Source organism: Phycisphaerae bacterium, assembly GCA_035275405.1.
Lineage (GTDB): Bacteria > Planctomycetota > Phycisphaerae > UBA1845 > UTPLA1 > DATEMU01.
Window position 1 is genome coordinate 208044 of sequence record DATEMU010000003.1, and the last position, 17604, is coordinate 225647.

Below are 17604 nucleotides of genomic sequence, written 5' to 3' on the forward strand. Positions count from 1 at the left end.
GGGGGGGCGGTCGTTCCGATCAGCGGACCGGCTTGAGCTTTCAGAGGGGTTCCCGTTCCTTCGCTAAAAGGGTTTATGATGATGGTGTTCAGTTTTATCGCTGCGAAGTCCCACAAAATCGGCGTTCTGGGGTTATCCCTTCTCCTGGCAATGACCGCCTCCACTGCGGTGGCCCAGCACGGTCACGACGCCGAGTTCTGCGACGAGCCGGTCATCCTCGGTTGCGGAAAGGCCCATGCGATGGCCGCCCATGCCGCACAGCAGGACGTTTCGCAGCCGATTCCCGGCCTTCGCGAGGCCATGTCTGACACCGACGTCCTGCACCATACGCTGGACATCGAGATTTCCAACCTGAACACCGGCGCCAACACCTGCACGATCGCGGGCAGCAATGCCACGCTGATCGAGAGCAAATCGCCGGCGCTGACGGAGTACACCTTCCGTCTGCGCAACCAGTATGTCATCACCAGCGTGATCATCACCGATGAGTTCGGCGCGAACCCGGTGGATATCACAGCCGGAGTGAACACCGCTTCGACGACCTCGCGGATCGCCACTCTTGACCGAACCTACACCGACGGTGAGCGGTTCATTATCACCATCGCATATAACGGGACTTCCGCCTCGCGCGGGTTCGGCTCGATCGATGTGGGCACTCAAGGCGGCACGCCAGTCGTCGCGACGCTGAGCGAGGCGTATTACGCCTACACCTGGTGGCCCTGCAAAGACGGCGACGTCCAGGTGCCCGGCGACAACTCCGACAAGTTCACGATGGATTTTTATCTCACTGCGCCAAACAACTATGTCGTGCCCTCCAATGGACTTCAGATGGGCGCCCCCGTGAACCTCGGCGGAGGCCGGTTGAAGTATCACTGGCACACTGACTATCCCATCTCCACGTATCTCGTCTCTTTCGCGGCAACGAACTACACGAAATGGGAGCAGACCTATTTCTATCCCACGGGACCGAATCCGGAAGATGTCGGCGAAATGCCGGTGGAGTTCTACATCTATCCCGGCAACGACTCGCCGGGCAACCGGACGGCCTGGGAAAATGTCGTCAACATGCTCGGCGTTTTCCGCACGGTTTTCGGCGAATACCCGTTCATCAACGAAAAGTACGGCCACTACAACTTCAACTTCGGCGGCGGCATGGAGCACCAGACCATTACGGGCCTGGGCACCTTCAGCGAAAGCACGATCGCCCATGAACTTGGCCACCAGTGGTGGGGCGACATGATTACCTGCAAGAACTGGAACAGTATTTACCTGAATGAGGGTTTCGCCACCTACAGCGAATGTCTCTGGTACGAGCGGAAGGCCGATCCGGACAACCCCAACTTCGCCGCCTACAAGTCCGCCGTTCTGGCGCGCAAGCCGTCGAGCGTGGGCGGGACGGTCTATGTCTCCGACGCCGGGACGGCCGACATGAATACCATCTTTTCCAGCACGAACAGCTATCGCAAGGGCGCCTGGGTCCTGCACATGCTTCGCGGCGTCGTCGGCGATGCGGCCTTCTTCGAAATTCTGGCCGACTATCGCGCCGCGTTCGAATTCTCCGCCGCCTCGGCGCAGGAATTCGCCAGCCTCGCCTCGGCCTCCAGCGGCCAGGACTTGTCCACCTTCTTCGACCAATGGGTGATGAGGCCCGGCGCGCCGACATACCAGTACGGCTGGCAGTCGATCAACGTCAACGGCCAGAACTACCTCCTGGCGCACATCAACCAGACTCATACCGCCGCCGGATACCCCCTGGTCTTTGAAATGCCTGTTCCGCTCCGTCTCACCATCGGGGGAAGCCCGCAAACCGTCACCGTGCTGAACAACGGAAATGGAATAAACGAGAATCCCCAAGTGGATGAAGGTCCAGAGTGGTTTGTCGTGCCGGTCAGCGGGCCGGTTACGGCGTTGGCGTTCGACCCGGATGAATGGATCCTGCGCCTCGCGGCGCCGAGCAGCGTTGCGTATGTCGCCGGTCCGCCAAAGATCGTGCAGACGGCCCCGTCGCCGGGCGGAACTCTAACGGGGACGCCCAGCCAACTTACGGTCTGGTTTCACACCAACGTGAACGCGGTCGACGCAAATTTCTCGCTGGTGGGCAATGCCGGCGGTCCACAAACGACCTGGATCTCTTCGGGCGCGAACGTCAACCCCGTCGTCATTAACACGTTCTCACCGCTTGCACCCGATACTTACACGCTCACCGTTACCTCCGGCGTAACCGCGGTCAACAGCGGAATGGCTCTGGACGGCGAGATCGCGAATCCGGTCAGCCCGGCCTCGCTGCCCTCCGGCGACGGCACCGTGGGCGGCAACGCGGTAATTCAATTCAATGTGTGCAACGTCTCTGTCGCGCCGGCGTCGCTGCCCGCGACGTTTGTCGACCGAGCGTATAATAAGACGGTTTCCGCCAGCGGTGGAAACGGCGCCTACAGTTTTGCGGTGACAGCCGGCAATCTCCCACCGGGGCTCACGCTGACCCCCGCCGGCAACTTGACCGGCTCGGCCACACAAGGCGGGACGTTCAACTTCACCGTAACAGCCACGGATACCTCAGGGTGCTCAAGCAACCGGGCGTATTCAATTGTGGTTCGAGCTCGTGTGATCGATCCGATTTGATTCGGTACCCTCCGACCGCCGGTTCGAAGTTCGCGGAGTTTGCAGAATGTCGTTGGGGGCCTTCTGCACCTTTAGCGGTAAAGGAGTTTCCTTACGTGATGAACTACGCTCCAATCGTTTTCAAATGGCGGCGGCCAATTTCGGCCGCTTGCGTCGCATGGGTGCTCGGCTCCACCGCGTCGTTCGTTTTCGCCCAGGACGGCCATGATGTCGAATCCTGCGACGAGCCAGTGATCCTCGGTTGCGGAAAGGCCCAGGCCCTGGCAGCCGCGCACGCCGCCCAGGATCTCTCGGAACCCGTTCCGGGGCTTCGGGAGGCCATGACCGAAACGGATGTCCTGCACCATACGCTGGACATCGAAATCTCCAACTTCGACACGGTGAATAACCACTGCACGATCGCAGGTAGCAACGCCACACTGATCGAGAGTAATTCGCCGGCGCTGACCCAGTACACGTTTCGCTTACGCAACCAATACGTCATCACCAGCGTGATTATCACCGATGAGTTCGGCGGAAATCCCGTCGATATTACCGCCGGCCTGACGACGCCCTCCACCACGACGCGCGTGGTCACGCTCGATCAAAGCTACGCGGAGGGCGAGCGGTTCATCATCACGATCAGCTACAACGGAAGCTCGGAATCGCGAGGCTTCGGGTCCATCGACGTCAAGACGCAATCCGGCACGCCCGTCGTGGCCACGCTGAGCGAAGCCTACTATGCGTACACCTGGTGGCCGTGCAAGGATGGCGATGTCCAGGTGCCCGGAGACAACTCCGACAAGTTTACGATGGACTTTTATCTCACCGCGCCAAACAACTACGTCGTGCCTTCGAATGGGTTGCAGATGGGAGCGCCGCTCAACCTCGGAGGCGGTCGCCTGAAGTACCACTGGCATACCGATTATCCGATTTCCACCTATCTCGTGTCTTTCGCGGCGACCAACTACACCCAATGGTCGCAGACCTACAATTACCCGGGCGGCACCATGCCGGTCGAGTTCTACATCTACCCCGGCAACGACACGCCGGGCAACCGAACGGCCTGGGAAAATGTTATCAACATGCTCGCCGTCTTCCGCACCGTCTACGGCGAATACCCTTTCATCAACGAGAAATACGGCCACTACAACTTCAACTTCGGTGGTGGCATGGAACACCAGACCATCACCGGCCTGGGGACGTTCAGCGAGAGCACGATCGCCCACGAGCTGGGCCACCAGTGGTGGGGGGACATGATCACCTGCAAGAACTGGAACAGCATTTATCTGAACGAAGGCTTCGCTACCTACAGCGAATGTCTCTGGTATGAGCGAAAGGTCGATCCGGAAAATCCCGACTTCGCCGCCTACAAATCCGCCATCCTCGCTCGCAAGCCATCGAGCGCTGGTGGGACGGTCTATGTGTCCGACGCGGGAACAGCCAGTATGAACACGATTTTCAGCAGCGATAACAGCTATCGCAAGGGCGCGTGGGTGCTGCATATGCTCCGTGGGGCCGTCGGCGATGCGGCCTTCTTCGAAATTCTGACCGACTATCGCGCCGCGTTCGAATTCTCCGCCGCCTCGGCGCAGGAATTCGCCAGCCTCGCCTCGGCCTCCAGCGGCCAGGACTTGTCCACCTTCTTCGACCAATGGGTGATGCGACCCGGTGCTCCGACGTATCAGTACGGATGGCAGTCGGTCAACGTCAACAGCCAGAATTACCTTTTGGCGCACATCAATCAGACACAAACCACAACGGATTACCCCAAGGTCTTCGAAATGCCCGTCCCGCTTCGCCTCACCATCGGCGGAAGCCCGCAGACCGTGACGGTTATGAACGATGGAAACGGAGTTCTGGAAGTCCCCGAGCAGGCGGATGAAGGCGCGGAGTGGTTTGTGGTGCCGGTAAGCGGGAACGTGACCGCCCTGGCCTTTGATCCGGATGAATGGATCCTGCGCGTCGCGACACCGAGCAGCGTTGCCTATGTCCCCGGTCCGCCGAAGATCGTGCAAACGGTTCCCGCGCCGGGCGCGGGCGTGGTGCAGACCATTAGTCCGAGCCAACTCACGGTCTGGTTCCATACTCCAGTCAATACGGCCAACGCACACTATTCACTGGTCGGTGACGTGAACGGCCCGCAGACCGTGTCCATCGTCTCCGGAGCCAATGTCAATCCCGTCGTCATCAACACCGCCGCCCCCTTGCCGCCGGACAATTATTCGTTGACCGTGACGAGCGGCGGCGTGACGGCGGTGAACAGCGGTTTGGCGCTCGACGGCGAAGTCGCCGATCCGCTCGATCCGGCCTCGCTGCCGTCCGGCGACGGCACGATCGGGGGTAACGCGGTCATTCGCTTCGAGGTGACGCCGTGCAGCGTGCTGGCCGACATCGACGCCGATTGCGACAAAGACCCGATCGACATCGATCTCTTTGTGGACGTTCTCCTGGAGAACGACACGGATCCCGGCCATATGGCCCGCAGTGATGTCAACAACAGCGGGCTGCCGCCCGATGCGCTCGACATTCAGCCGTTCATCGACGAACACTTGACGCCGTAGGTCCAACACAGGCGAGATCTTCACCTCTCTATATTTCCGCAGAGCAGCGACGGTCTGCGCAGCGTGTTTCCCCGGCGTGCGGGAGGTCGCCATGACCCCGTCCCGAGAGCGTGCGTTTGGATTCCTGAAGACGGGCGGGGGGCGCATTTTTTTTGGCCGGAAAATAGTGGAAAATAATGGAAGCACCCAAGCGGGGGGACGCTGAGGGGTGTTCAGCATGGGTCCCTCCGGTGGGTGGACGAGGCTGAAGGAGGCGGAACCGCCCTAATGCGGAAGTTGGAATGCGGAATGCGGAATCTAAGAGCATCACGATCCGCCACGGCAAGTAATCTTCTGTACGCAGATTTTTTTGGATGCGCAAACGAGCGCAATCGAGCGCAAAATTGAGGCTCGATTGCTTGAATGCGCTTGAAAATCTTGAAATTCGCTGGCACGGCGCGGAATCTCCTTGGCCGACGGACGGAGCGGTCGTCGCGCGGCGGCTCGGCGATACCTATTAATTACCTAATATAGCACTGATTTCGGGAAAGGCAAGCCGAGAAGGCGGATTTTTTTAGCGGCATGACGAGGCCTTTGCCGTCGGTTGCGGTTTCAAGGATCGGGCGGCGGTGGCGGGGCCGATACCGCTTGCGCGCCGCATTCTGGACAGCGTAACGCTTCGTTTCCAAGTAGATTGTAACCGCATTTCGGGCAACGTCCTGTGACAATTCTCTTGCGATCGCAATACCAGAACCAACCAGTGAGAATCGCTATCGCAATTACAAGCGTCCACAACGGGAGCCTAATCGACAATACTATTTGGTCGGTTCCATCGCCTTTGGGAGACTCAATATTATCCTCTTCGCCGACATGTATGCGATTTACACTTACTGTGGGTGCTCGTAGGCCAAAATCTTGTCTCATTCCAGTATCAAGAAAGGACCCTTCGTCCTCAAACGGTTTTCTGTACAGGGGATCACGAATGAAATAGATGATGCCGCGCGAGAGGCCGACATTATATCGACTTCCCCAATACCCGCATCTCCTTGTTGCCGACCAAGGCCAGACCACCAGAGCAACGAGTAGAGTAACAAGGGACATCCATTTAGCAATCGTTCTACTTGTGCTCAAAATCTGCATAGCCGGTCTTATTGGGTATCGTCGGCAGGCCGCGGATTCACGTCTTCATAGTTGATGGGCGGCGGGGTGTCGGCGGGTTCGGGGTCGTACACGGGCGTGGAAGCGGATTCAAGATTGGCCGGTGCCGGCGAGCCGGGATCGGGCGGAGGCGAAGTACCTGTGACGGGCGCGCGGCGGCCCCGGCGCGGGGGGCGCTTGCCGGCTTTGATGTCTTCGTCGAACTGCCGCTTGCTGCGCAGGATGTGGTGGTAGTGCTGACCGAAGCGGTGGGCCTCGTCGCGGACTTGCTGCAATAGTCGTAGCGCCGGGTCGTTGCGCGGGAGCTTGATCGCGCGCTGGCGGGCCTGCACGAAGATTTCCTCCTCGCGCTTGGCGAGGGAGATGACCATCGGCGGTTTGACGAACATCTCGCTGCACGCCTCCAGGGCGGCGTGAAGCTGGCCGAGACCGCCGTCGATGAGGATCACGTCGGGGTAGAGTTCCTCGCCCTCGGCGGCGTGGCGGTAGCGGCGCTGCACGACCTCGCGGATCATGGCGTAGTCGTCCTGGCCCTCGACGGTCTTGATGCGAAAGCGCTTGTAGCCGTTCTTGAAGGCCAGACCGTCGATGAAGCAGACGAGGGCGCCGACGGATTCTTCGCCCTGGAGGTTGGCGATGTCGATGCCTTCGATGATCCGCGGAGCGTGCTCCAACTCCAGGACCTTGGCGAGGCGCTCCAGGCCCTTGCGGGGGTCGACGTAGAAGGACTCGGGCTGGATCTCCTCGTCGAGTTCGTCACCGGTCATCTTGAGGTGCTGGATGGCCTTGATGCGATCGCGGACCCTGGCGGCCTCTTCGAAGTCGAGGGCGTCGGCGGCGGCCTTCATCTCCGCCTCCATCTCCTTGAGGACGACGCTCCGCTTGGAGGCCATGAAGCGTTTGAGTCGCTCGATGTCCTTGCGGTAGTCCTCGCGGCTGATGCGATCGGCACAGGGGGCGGTGCACTGGTTGATGGCGTGCAGCAGGCAGGGGCGGAAGAAACGGCGCTTGTCGTCGTCCTCGCGGATGTCCAGCTCGCAGGTGCGGAACTTGAAGACCTTTTGCAGGGCGTTGACGGCGTCGCGGAGGCTGCCGGCGGAGGTGAAGGGACCGTAGAGTTTCGTTCCCTTGTTGTGCGGCGTTCGCGTGACGAAGACGCCGGGGAAATCGTCGCTCGTGGTGATTTCGAGGAACGGGAAGGTCTTGCCGTCCTTGAGCGCGGCGTTGTGCGGCGGCTGAATATCCTTGATGAGGCGGGCCTCCTGGAGCAGGGCACCCACCTCGGTCTCGCATTCGAGGAAGTCGATGTCGGTGACCTTGGCGATCATGCGGGCGATATCTGGCCCGCGGGAGTTTAAGAGGTCTGCGGAGTCCTGAAAGTAAGACCCGACACGGGCGCAGAGGTCCTTGGCTTTGCCGACGTAGAGGACGCGGCCCTTGGCGTCCTTCATGAGATAGACGCCGGGGGTTTTGGGGAAGCGGCAGATCTTGGCGCGGAGTTGTTCGGGGCTGGTGTCGCTATTCGGCGAGGACATGTTCGTATTCTAACGGCGCGGCAAAGGGCAATCAGAACCGGGTACGCAAGTGCCTGCAAAGAAGCGCCCGGCTCAAGATCGGGTACCGATTCGCGAGGTAGCGTTGGCTTTCCCGCCCTTGCGGGCGGGGTTCTGACAGGCGGACGCCTTCGTGCGCGGTGCGGCGGGCCGCGCCCGCCCTACGCACCGGCGGCGACCGGTTGGAGGAGAATCGGATCGGGCACCGCCGCGTCGAGGAAGCCGCGGTTGCGGGTGGCGCAACCGAGGCAGTGGCCGCAGGGGGTTTCGCCGGAGGCGAGGCACGACCACGTCAATTCGAAGGGCGTTTGCAGGCGGCGGCCGAGGCGGATGATGTCGGCGCGGTTCATTTCGATCAGCGGCGTTTCCAGCGTGATCGCGCGGTCGGGGGCGCCGACGGCGTAGAGGTGGCGACAGAGCAGGGCGAAGTCCCGCGAGTATTCCGGGAAAAGGGCGCCCGATTGCGGGCCGGGGGGGCCGGGGTTTTCGCAGACACCGAGGAAGATTTTCGTCGCGCCGTTGGTGTGCGCCCACGTAAACGCCGCCTGGACGAGCGCGCCGATCAGGCCGGGAATGATGGCGTTCGATTCGCTCTCCCGGAGGGTCAGCGCATCCTCGGCGATTCGCTCGCGGCCGACGCGAATGATCCCGCCGATCTGCTCAAAATGCGGCATCTCTACCACCAGGCGCTCCGCGGCCTCGAAATGGTCGGCCTGTTTTTCGAAGAGGCCTGTTTCCTGATCTTCAGCGCGATGACCGACGCGAACGTGCAGCATCGCCAGTTCGTGCTCGTCGGCGACCATGGAGGTCAGGACGGCGCTGTGGAGACCGCCGGAGTTGAGGACAATCGCTTTTTCCTTGGGCATGTTCTGTTATCGGCGCAAGTAGGGAGCGGGTTTTGCAATCGCCGCCTACGTGCGTCCGAAAACGAACATGAAGAGGCGATTTGAAGGCATCGTTGGCTCAAATCGCGAAGACTTCTTGCCGTCGCAGCGTTACCCGGCGCTCCCTTACGGTCGCGGCTCTGATCGAAATCCCGCAATGAGGGCGAAGCGGCCGGTGTCCGGACCGTCGCGGCGGTGGGAGAAGAAGCGCGGGTCGGTCATCGTGGAGGGGGCGGCGACGGCGATGTGGTCCGGGCGAATGCCGGCGTCGAGGAGCTGGGCGACGTTGGCGGCACGCAGGTCGAAGCATCCCGGCGCGCCGGGATCGCCCTTCGCGTGAAAGAAGCGCGTCGCGCCAGGGAGCCGGGCCAGAGCGATTCGACGGACCACTTCGCCGACTTCGTACTCGCCGGGGCCGGCGCAGGGGCCGATGCCGACGAGAAGGTCGTGCGGACGGACCTTGAAGTTTGCCGAAAGCTGCTCGACGAGTTCCATCGCGATGTGGGCAACGGTGCCTCGCCAACTGGCGTGGGCCGTGCCAAAGATGCGGCGGCGCGGATCGACGGCGAGGATAAGGGGACAATCGGCGGAGAATTGCATGATCGGCACGTCCGGCAGGTCGCAGACGAGGCCGTCGACGAATTGGATCGCGGTGTCGCGGCCTTCGCGGCCAGCGCCGACGTCAGAGGGGCCGACGCGAAGGACGTGGGGGCTGTGAATCTGATCGGGCGCGGTGAGGTTGGCGAACGGCAGGCCGAGGTGCTCGCAGACACGGCGGCGGCGCTCAACTGCAAGATGATTGTCAGGGCCGCGGTGCGGGGACATGTTCCAGGGACGTGTCGTAAAAGCGTGAGCGAAGCCATCGATATTATCGAACTGCGGGAATGAAAGAAGAGCGGAGTCTTCGAGGGGACGGCTGGCCAGTTCGATCGTCCGGGTTTCGTTCATGCGTTTTTGAGGAGGACTTTGATGTGGCCGGGTTCCGCGGCCAGCGCCAACGCCGCCGGTCCTTCGGACAGCGCAAGTTGCCGCGTGATCATGCTCGCGACGTCGATTTCCTTTCGGGCGAGCATGTTGAGAGCGTCGCGCATGGGACCGCAGCGACTGCCGATCAGCGAGACTTCGTTGACGACGAGTGGGATGAGGTCGGCATCGGCGCGGCCTGCGCACGTCGTCTTCATCACGATGGTTCCTCGCGGACGGACGAGGCGAAGGGCGAGGGGCAGCCCCTCCGGAGAGCCGGTGCAATCAACGACGACGTCGAAGGTGCCCCATTGGTTCAAGTCGGCGACGGTCGCATTGCGAATGCGCTTCTTGTCCATCATGGCCAGCGTCGCGGGGTTGCGACCGACGGCCGTGAGTTTGCAGCCGGTGCGGGCGAGGACCTGGGCGACAAGCAGACCGAGGCGTCCCGTACCGAGGACGGCGATGTTCATTCGCGTCTCGACCTTGACCTGGCGCGTGACCTGAATCGCGGCGGCGAGGGGCTCGGCGAAAACAGCCTCTTCATCTGTGACGCTATCGGGCACATCCAGGCAATTGCGTTCGGGTAGGGCCACGAATTCGGAGAAACAGCCGGGGCGGCCCTGGATGCCCATAACGGTGCGATTTCGGCAGTGGTTGGACAGACCGCTGGCGCACATGTCGCATTTGCCGCAGACGCAGTTGATCTCGCCGACGACGCGCTTTTTGGCGAGCGTGGTCGATCCGGAGACGACGGTGCCTACGAATTCGTGGCCGAGGATTCCGGTGTAGCCGCCATACCCTTTAAGGATTTCCAGGTCGGTCGAGCAGATGCCGGCGAGACGGACCTGGATGAGGACCTCCCCAGGTGCGGGGGCGGCTTGCGGCACCTCCTTGACGATGGCCTTTCCGGATTCGACGACGAGCGCGCGCATTTCAGAGGAGTCCTTTCAGCGCGGCATGATATCCGACCGGACCGAGAACGCGAAGGGAAGGCGAGGCGTAGTCATGATGCGGATGAGGTCGAAGTGTCGTAAACTGATGGCGGCGTCGAGGATGGTCGAGGAGAATAAGTCCAATAGGACCGATAGGACCTATTTCATGCTGAAGTTGATGTGTGTTTGCGGGGCGCGGCCGAATTTCATGAAGATCGCGCCGCTGGTGGACGCCTTTGCGAAGACGGGGCGAATCGAAACGATCCTGGTCCATACCGGCCAGCACTACGACGAGAAGATGAGCAAGCTCTTCTTCACGGACTTGGGCATCCCCGAGCCGGACATCAATCTTGAGGTGGGGTCCGGCAGCCATGCATCCCAGACGGCGGAGATTATTCGCCGATTCGAGCCGGTCGTCCTGCAGCACAGGCCGGACTGGGTCGTCGTGGTGGGCGACGTGAACAGCACGATCGCCTGCGCGCTGGTGGCGTGCAAGCTCGGCATCAAGGTCGCGCACGTGGAGGCGGGGCTGCGGAGCTTTGATCGGACGATGCCGGAGGAGATCAATCGGCTGCTGACGGACTCGATCTCGGATCTGCTACTGGTGAGCGAACCGAGCGGGGTGGAGAACTTGAAGCGCGAGGGGGTGGCCGACGAGAAAGTGCATTTCGTGGGCAATGTGATGATCGATACGCTGATGCGGCATCGCGCCCGGGCGGATCAATCGAAGATCCTCGAGGCCATGACGTTGGAACGCACGCGGTATGCCGTCGTGACGCTCCACCGACCAAGCAACGTGGACGATCCGGCGACGCTGGGTTCGATCCTGGGCGCCTTCGAGCAGATCGCGCGCGAGATGGCGATCGTATTTCCCATGCACCCGCGGACGCGAAAGAACATCGGGGCGATGGATCTGGAGAAGCGGATGACGGCGATTTCGGGACTGACGACGCCGGAGCCGCTGGGGTATCTCGATTTTCTCAAGTTGATGGCCGACTCGGCGATCGTCCTGACCGACTCGGGTGGGGTGCAAGAGGAGACGACCATTCTGGGCGTGCCGTGCCTTACACTCCGGTTGAACACGGAACGACCCGTGACGATCACCGAGGGCACCAACCGGCTGACGAGTCCGGAGACCGGTGCGATTGTGGCCGCCTATCGTGACCAATTGGCGCGGTTCAGGGGTCGCGATTCAGGAGACGCGAAACGACCGGCGTTGTGGGACGGCAATGCGGCGGAGCGAATCGCGCAAGTGTTCTTGAATATAAGTCGTATAAGACCGATTGGACCTATTTGATGGACCTGACACGACAGCGAATCGTCCTGACCGGCGGGGCGGGGTTTCTCGGGCAACAGGTATATGCGCAGCTCTTCGCGGCGGGCGTCTCGCCGGATCAGATCGCCATCCCACGGCGGACGGAGTATGACCTGACGAAATCGTACCAGGTCGCGCGGATGTACGCGGATTTCAAGCCGACAGTGGTGATTCACCTGGCGGCGGAGGTCGGGGGTATCGGGGCGAATCGCGAAAACCCGGGGCGGTTTTTTTACGCGACCCTGGCGATGGGGATGCACCTAATCGAACGGGGGCGACAAGCGGGCGTGAAGAAATTCGTGCAGATCGGGACGGTCTGCGCCTATCCGAAGCATACGCCGGTCCCGTTCAAGGAGGAGGACCTTTGGGCCGGTTATCCCGAAGAGACGAATGCGCCCTACGGTGTCGCCAAGAAGGCACTTCTGGTCATGTTGCAGGCGTATCGTGCGCAATATGGTTTCAACGGCGTGTACCTGTTGCCGGTGAATCTCTATGGTCCGGGCGATAACTTCGATCTGGCGTCGAGTCACGTGATTCCGGCGTTGATTCGCAAGTTCGTAGAGGCCAAGGCGCGGGGCGAGAAGAAGGTGGACGTCTGGGGGACGGGGACGGCGAGCCGGGAATTCCTCTACGTCGAGGATTGTGCGCGGGCGATCCTCCTCGCGGCGGAGCGCTATGATGAAGCGGAGCCGATCAACATTGGATCGGGCAGCGAAATTACGATTCGCGATCTGGCAACAAAGATCCAACAGCTCGTGGGGTACGAAGGGCAAATCGTGTGGGACCCCACGCAACCGGACGGCCAGCCCCGGCGCTGCCTGGATTGTTCGCGGGCGAGGGAGCGGTTGGGGTTCACCGCGGAGATCGACTTGGACGAAGGTTTACGGCGCACCGTCGAATGGTATCAGTCATCGCGGGGCCATGACGCCCGTTGAGGTAGAATCCGACTTGAGTCCGCTCGTCGTTGCACAAGATCCCGACGCCGTCTTGCCGGTCGAGGCGATACCGGACAATCTTCCCGGCTCATGGTGGGTTGCGCACACAAAGCCGCGCAATGAAAAGGCGCTGGCGGCCGACTTGTCAAAGCTCGGGATTTTTCATTATCTACCGCTGCGGAAGCGGGAGACGCGCAGCCGAAAGACGCGGCGGATCTCGCGCAGCCTGCTTCCGGTCTTTCCGGGCTATCTGTTTTTCAACGGTCGGGAGGAGCAGCGTCATCGGGCACTGGCCACGCATCGCATCGCAAACGTTTTGGCCGTGACCGCGCAAGATCGGTTGATTACCGAATTGCGACAGGTCCATCAGGCGCTCTTGGCGGGGGTGGACGTACGCTGGCATCGCGAGATTCAGGTGGGTCAGGCAGCGCGGGTGATGGAGGGCCCATTGGTCGGCGTCGAAGGAGTCATTTCCGCAAGGCGCTCCAAACTTCGGCTGGTCCTGAACGTCGAGATGTTGGGTCAGTCGATCAGTGTTGAAGTATCGGCCCATCAACTCGAGCCCGTCGGCGAATCGCGCCTCTGACTGCGTCAGACCGCCCCTGAAGTGATCACTAACTGAACGAACCGAGCGGCGCAACGTGCGTAATAGTAAAAAGTTGCGCGCCTGTCGATGCCGGTTTCGATGATGTAGTGCATGTGGGGGATAACCGATATCATGGGGGCTTAATTTGCAGGGTTTCTTTGCGTAACTCCTGCAATGACAAGGAATTCTGACAGCCGCCCGACGACGGCTGACGGGGACGGAGTCTGCCCGGAGGTAGCCAAATGGCGACGGCATTAGTCACTGGAGCCGCAGGGTTCATTGGGTCTCACCTTTGCGAAGCGTTGCTGGCGGCGGGGTGGCGCGTCGTGGGGTTGGACTCGTTTGATTCGTTTTACGAACCGGCGGTGAAACGCCGAAACCTCACAACTTGCACCGAAAATCCCCGATTCTCGTTGATAGAGGGCGATATTCGGGATACCGAAGCGGTTGAGAACGCCGTTCGCGGGGTGGACATGGTGGTGCACCTGGCGGCTCGGGCCGGCGTACGACCCTCCATCGAGCAACCGCTCTTGTATCAGGACGTCAATGTCCACGGGACTTGCGTCATTCTCGAGGCCATGCGGAAATTCGGTGTCCGGCGCATGGTCTTCGCGGGCAGTTCCAGTGTTTATGGGAACAACTCCAAGGTCCCCTTCAGCGAGTCCGACAACGTCGATCACCCCATTTCGCCCTATGCGGCCACCAAAAAGGCCGGCGAGTTGATGTGTCATACCTACCATCACTTGTTCGGAATGGACATCACCTGCCTCCGCTTCTTCACCGTGTACGGCGCCCGGCAGCGACCGGACCTGGCGATTCATAAGTTTACGCGACTGATCGAGGAGGGCAGACCAATTCCCGTCTTCGGCGACGGAAGCATGATGCGGGACCATACCTATATTGGGGACATCGTTTCGGGAGTTCTGCGTGCAATTGAGCGGTGCAGCGGGTATCATATTTATAATCTGGGAGAATCTCAGCCAGTCTCCCTATCCGATCTGATTGCGGCCATCGAGACCGCATTGGGCAAAAGGGCCGTAATTCAGCGCTTACCCCCGCAGCCGGGCGACGTCGAGCGGACGTACGCGGACATCGCGCGGGCGCGAGCGGAGATCGGCTATGAGCCGCGGACGGCGCTGGCCGAAGGACTGGCACGGTTTGTCGAGTGGTTCCGCGCGAATCGCTGATCGCGCGGGTACGTCAGAGGAGCGCGAACCTCACTTCATCAGATGTCGGATGCAACTCCACAATCGGAAGCGATCGCCCCGGCCATGGTCGGACCGCGGGTGGTGGGCCTCTCCATGGGGCAGGCCAATCGGCTGATCGTCAACACGCTGTCGAATTACGCGTTGACGTTCGTGTCGATGATCGCGGCGCTGGTAATGACGCCGATCGTCGTTCGGCATCTGGGTCAGGCGGGATACGGTGTCGCGGCAATCGTGTTGGCGCCCTTCGGCGTGTTCGAGACGCTGGCGGGCTCCTTTGGGCGCGCGCTGCACCGATTTATCCCGATGAGCCTGGCCGAACCGGATCATCGCAATCTGCATCGTGTTTTTTCAACGGGGGTTTGCGGCTATGTTCTCATCGGGGTGATGGGAGCGCTGTTCGTTCAGGCATTTTCCGGGGTTCTCCTGGGGGGCGACGACGTCCGTCCGCAATTGATCAAGGATGGAGCGCTGGCCTTTCACGTGCTCGCCGTCTGGCTCCTCCTGGGCTTTCCGTTATGGGCATATCGAAGGGGTCTCGAATCGATCCAACGATTCGATCTGATGAACCTGGCCCACGGCACCATCACCGTGCTGCGGATGGTTGTCGTCATGGTCGTTTTCGTATTGGGCTATGGGAGCGTGACGTTCTTTGTCGCTTCTCAGCTTCTGGGCCTGCTCCTCTCCAATTGGATCTGCCGTCGGCAACTGCATCGATGCCTTCCCGACCTGGTGTTTTCGCCGCGGCTGGTCGATCGAAGGACACTTTGGGTCATGGGGTCGTTTGCACTGGCGACGATTCTGGGCACCCTCGGCGAGATCATTGGGGGCCACGGATATCGAATCTTCGTGGGGAAGGCGATCGGATTGCACGAACTTGGCGAGTTTGCCGCAATCATGACGCTTCAGACGACGATTTTTCGACTGGTGGACGAACTGACGCTGGCCTTCGCCCCGGCGGTGAGCGCGCTGGACGTGCAGGGAAAGGGCGTCAACGTCGCGAAGTTGCTGGTTTCGGGGACCAAGGTATCCATTCTGGTCGCCCTATCAATGGCCGTGGTTCCGCTGGCGGTGTCCAAGCCCTTTCTGAATCTGTGGCTGGGCCCCGCCTTCGCCCGGCGCGATACCCTTTTTTGCTTCCTGCTCATTGCGCTGATTCCCTTCTGCATGGGCAATCCCGCCATGCATGTTCTTTACGGATTGGGCAAGGCCTCCGTGTGCGGTCCGATTCAGTTTCTACGAAGTTTCGTGGGCCTGATCGCGGCCTTTGTCTATGTCGTGTCTTTCCAGCAAGGCCTGACCGGGGCGTGTATCATCATGTTCGGCGCGCAGGGGATCGGGGGAATCGTCTTGATGCTTCAGGGGTGTTCGGTGACCGGTGTGCCGTGGGCCCAGGCCTTGCGAAAAACACTTCTTCGCCCGTTTGCTATTGCGTTACTGGGCGCTGCCGTGACGTATTTCGTGCTGCTCGCGGTCGGCGACGATACGTGGTGGAAGATCGGCGTGAGCGTGGCCAGCGGTGAGGCGGTATTTGTCTCCCTGGTGCTGATCGCGGGGGTCGGCGTTGAGGAATGGCAGCGGATCATTTCGTTCCTGGCTGCGGCCCGTTCGGGAATTCAGCGGCTACTTCGACCGGGAGAATCACCCGGCGGAAACGGCCCAACTTCGCATGTGGACTAGTGTGCGATTCCGGGAGCAGACGCACACTTCGCGTTCAGGAAGTCGGCGCTTGGTGGCCCGTTGGCGTTCCCGCGGACAAAAAAAAGCGCGCCTCATCGAACTGAAGATCGCATTCCGTTAGGATATCAAGTAACTAAGGGGGATGATCGCGTGAGAAATTCGTTGATGGATCAAGGGCAAGTCCGCCTCATGGATGGGCGAGGACAAGGTCTCGGACCGCCAAAACGCCGGGCGACGGAAGGCGTCCGGGCCGAGGCATTTCAACCGTTTTTCATCGTCGGCTGTCAGCGTTCAGGGACGACCGCGTTGGCCGTGATGTTCGATCGGCACTCCGCGCTGGCCGTGCCTTCGGAGACCGAATTCTTCAGGAAGTTTGCGCGTTCGGATCGCCTCCGCCGACTCCCGATGACGCACGAGCAACTCCTGTCCAGGGCGTGCGACGATTTCTATATTCGCTTGACCGGCGTTCGTTTCGAGGATGCCATCGAACGGTTTCGCCAATATCCCGCGACCTACAGTTACCTTTTTCGTGCATTGTTGGAAACGCACGCGGCCAAGGAGGGAAAGCGTCGTTCGGGGGAAAAGACGTGCGATCATCTGTATGCCGTCGATGAAATTCTGCGGGAATATTCCGAGGCCAAGGTGATCTGCATCATCCGCGACGGGCGCGACGTCGTACGCTCCATCAGCGCGGCGTGGGGGCTGAAAAGGTGGAACGTGCTTTGTCGGCAATGGATTGCCTTTGCGCGCCTGGCGGGAAAGCTGCAACGGAGACTCCCGCCGGATCGATTTACACTGGTGAGGTACACCGATCTCATGCGCGAACCGGAACGGGAAATGCGCCGCTTGTGCGCGTTCATCGGCGAGCAGTTCGAGCCGGCGCAGATCGAGACGGGGGGAGGATCGACGACGGTTCCGACCTACGAATTGGCCTGGAAGGGTAAGGCCAGGGAAGGCCCCGATCCGACACGCGTAGAAGCGTGGAGGAAGTGTGAAGATCGTGAACTGATCGCCAGGCTCAATTTCTACATGGGCCGAACGCTTCGCGAATGGGGCTATCCCGACACCGAGGTCGTGGGCATTCCCTGGACCCGAAGGCTGCTTTGGTGGATGCAATACGTCCCTTGTTGGCGCGGAGTTTTTCCGATCGCATTGCGCGTTCATCGCGTGATTCGGTCGATACGCGGCCCCGCCCAAAGTCCCTCCACCCCGAACGTCAGCGCCTAGACTGCGTCAATCGTTCCGGAAT

At 60.9% G+C, this 17604-nt stretch carries 12 protein-coding genes; 8 read left to right on the plus strand and 4 right to left on the minus strand.

The genetic code is table 11. From position 1 onward, the window contains the following. The first annotated feature begins 75 nt into the window (after positions 1–75). On the plus strand, positions 76–2619 hold the full coding sequence (locus tag VJZ71_02805) for a M1 family aminopeptidase (GenBank protein HKQ46982.1): 2544 nt from the start codon (positions 76–78) through the stop codon (positions 2617–2619). 98 nt (positions 2620–2717) lie between these two features. Continuing rightward, positions 2718–5162 carry a M1 family aminopeptidase gene (locus tag VJZ71_02810; GenBank protein ID HKQ46983.1) on the plus strand — a complete coding sequence of 815 codons (2445 nt, stop codon included), beginning with the start codon at positions 2718–2720 and terminating at the stop codon, positions 5160–5162. Between the two features lie 1127 nt (positions 5163–6289). On the opposite strand, the gene VJZ71_02815 is transcribed toward VJZ71_02810, so the two are convergent. The 4 genes from VJZ71_02815 to VJZ71_02830 all read right to left on the minus strand — a co-directional run bounded on the left by VJZ71_02815 (position 6290) and on the right by VJZ71_02830 (position 10634). Next, the gene (locus tag VJZ71_02815) at positions 6290–7834 is read right to left on the minus strand and encodes an excinuclease ABC subunit UvrC (GenBank protein ID HKQ46984.1); all 1545 of its coding nucleotides are present in this window, start codon (positions 7832–7834) and stop codon (positions 6290–6292) included. 179 nt (positions 7835–8013) lie between these two features. Further along, complete coding sequence (locus VJZ71_02820) at positions 8014–8718, minus strand: 7-cyano-7-deazaguanine synthase (protein HKQ46985.1); 705 nt, start codon at positions 8716–8718, stop codon at positions 8014–8016. A gap of 144 nt (positions 8719–8862) precedes the next feature. Further along, entirely contained in the window at positions 8863–9684 is an 822-nt protein-coding gene (locus tag VJZ71_02825) for a polyphenol oxidase family protein (GenBank protein ID HKQ46986.1), read from the minus strand. Further along, positions 9681–10634: an alcohol dehydrogenase catalytic domain-containing protein gene (locus tag VJZ71_02830; GenBank protein ID HKQ46987.1), complete on the minus strand. Its 954-nt coding sequence runs from the start codon at positions 10632–10634 to the stop codon at positions 9681–9683. Before VJZ71_02830 ends, VJZ71_02825 begins: the two co-directional genes overlap by 4 nt. 166 nt (positions 10635–10800) lie before the next feature. Here VJZ71_02830 and wecB point away from each other — a divergent pair, with 166 nt between their 5' ends. The 6 genes from wecB to VJZ71_02860 all read left to right on the plus strand — a co-directional run bounded on the left by wecB (position 10801) and on the right by VJZ71_02860 (position 17582). Beyond that, positions 10801–11931 (plus strand): UDP-N-acetylglucosamine 2-epimerase (non-hydrolyzing), encoded by a 1131-nt coding sequence (gene wecB / locus VJZ71_02835; GenBank protein ID HKQ46988.1) that lies wholly within the window; start codon positions 10801–10803, stop codon positions 11929–11931. Continuing rightward, positions 11931–12884 carry a GDP-L-fucose synthase gene (locus VJZ71_02840; protein ID HKQ46989.1) on the plus strand — a complete coding sequence of 318 codons (954 nt, stop codon included), beginning with the start codon at positions 11931–11933 and terminating at the stop codon, positions 12882–12884. The genes wecB and VJZ71_02840 overlap by 1 nt, the downstream gene beginning before the upstream one ends. Beyond that, complete coding sequence (locus tag VJZ71_02845) at positions 12871–13470, plus strand: transcription termination/antitermination NusG family protein (protein ID HKQ46990.1); 600 nt, start codon at positions 12871–12873, stop codon at positions 13468–13470. Before VJZ71_02840 ends, VJZ71_02845 begins: the two co-directional genes overlap by 14 nt. A gap of 242 nt (positions 13471–13712) precedes the next feature. Beyond that, positions 13713–14657: an SDR family NAD(P)-dependent oxidoreductase gene (locus tag VJZ71_02850; GenBank protein HKQ46991.1), complete on the plus strand. Its 945-nt coding sequence runs from the start codon at positions 13713–13715 to the stop codon at positions 14655–14657. 42 nt (positions 14658–14699) lie between these two features. Further along, positions 14700–16355, plus strand: a complete 1656-nt coding sequence (locus tag VJZ71_02855) for a lipopolysaccharide biosynthesis protein (protein HKQ46992.1) — start codon at positions 14700–14702, stop codon at positions 16353–16355. 165 nt (positions 16356–16520) lie between these two features. Next, complete coding sequence (locus VJZ71_02860) at positions 16521–17582, plus strand: sulfotransferase (GenBank protein HKQ46993.1); 1062 nt, start codon at positions 16521–16523, stop codon at positions 17580–17582. Positions 17583–17604 lie beyond the last annotated feature (22 nt).

Excerpts from the sequence above, each read along its gene's own strand:
- VJZ71_02805 (HKQ46982.1), top strand. The coding sequence starts at position 76 with ATGATGATGGTGTTCAGTTTTATCGCTGCGAAGTCCCACAAAATCGGC.
- VJZ71_02810 (HKQ46983.1), top strand. The coding sequence starts at position 2,718 with ATGAACTACGCTCCAATCGTTTTCAAATGGCGGCGGCCAATTTCGGCC.
- VJZ71_02815 (HKQ46984.1), bottom strand. The coding sequence starts at position 7,834 with ATGTCCTCGCCGAATAGCGACACCAGCCCCGAACAACTCCGCGCCAAG.
- VJZ71_02820 (HKQ46985.1), bottom strand. The coding sequence starts at position 8,718 with ATGCCCAAGGAAAAAGCGATTGTCCTCAACTCCGGCGGTCTCCACAGC.
- VJZ71_02825 (HKQ46986.1), bottom strand. The coding sequence starts at position 9,684 with ATGAACGAAACCCGGACGATCGAACTGGCCAGCCGTCCCCTCGAAGAC.
- VJZ71_02830 (HKQ46987.1), bottom strand. The coding sequence starts at position 10,634 with ATGCGCGCGCTCGTCGTCGAATCCGGAAAGGCCATCGTCAAGGAGGTG.
- wecB (HKQ46988.1), top strand. The coding sequence starts at position 10,801 with ATGCTGAAGTTGATGTGTGTTTGCGGGGCGCGGCCGAATTTCATGAAG.
- VJZ71_02840 (HKQ46989.1), top strand. The coding sequence starts at position 11,931 with ATGGACCTGACACGACAGCGAATCGTCCTGACCGGCGGGGCGGGGTTT.
- VJZ71_02845 (HKQ46990.1), top strand. The coding sequence starts at position 12,871 with ATGACGCCCGTTGAGGTAGAATCCGACTTGAGTCCGCTCGTCGTTGCA.
- VJZ71_02850 (HKQ46991.1), top strand. The coding sequence starts at position 13,713 with ATGGCGACGGCATTAGTCACTGGAGCCGCAGGGTTCATTGGGTCTCAC.
- VJZ71_02855 (HKQ46992.1), top strand. The coding sequence starts at position 14,700 with ATGTCGGATGCAACTCCACAATCGGAAGCGATCGCCCCGGCCATGGTC.
- VJZ71_02860 (HKQ46993.1), top strand. The coding sequence starts at position 16,521 with ATGGATCAAGGGCAAGTCCGCCTCATGGATGGGCGAGGACAAGGTCTC.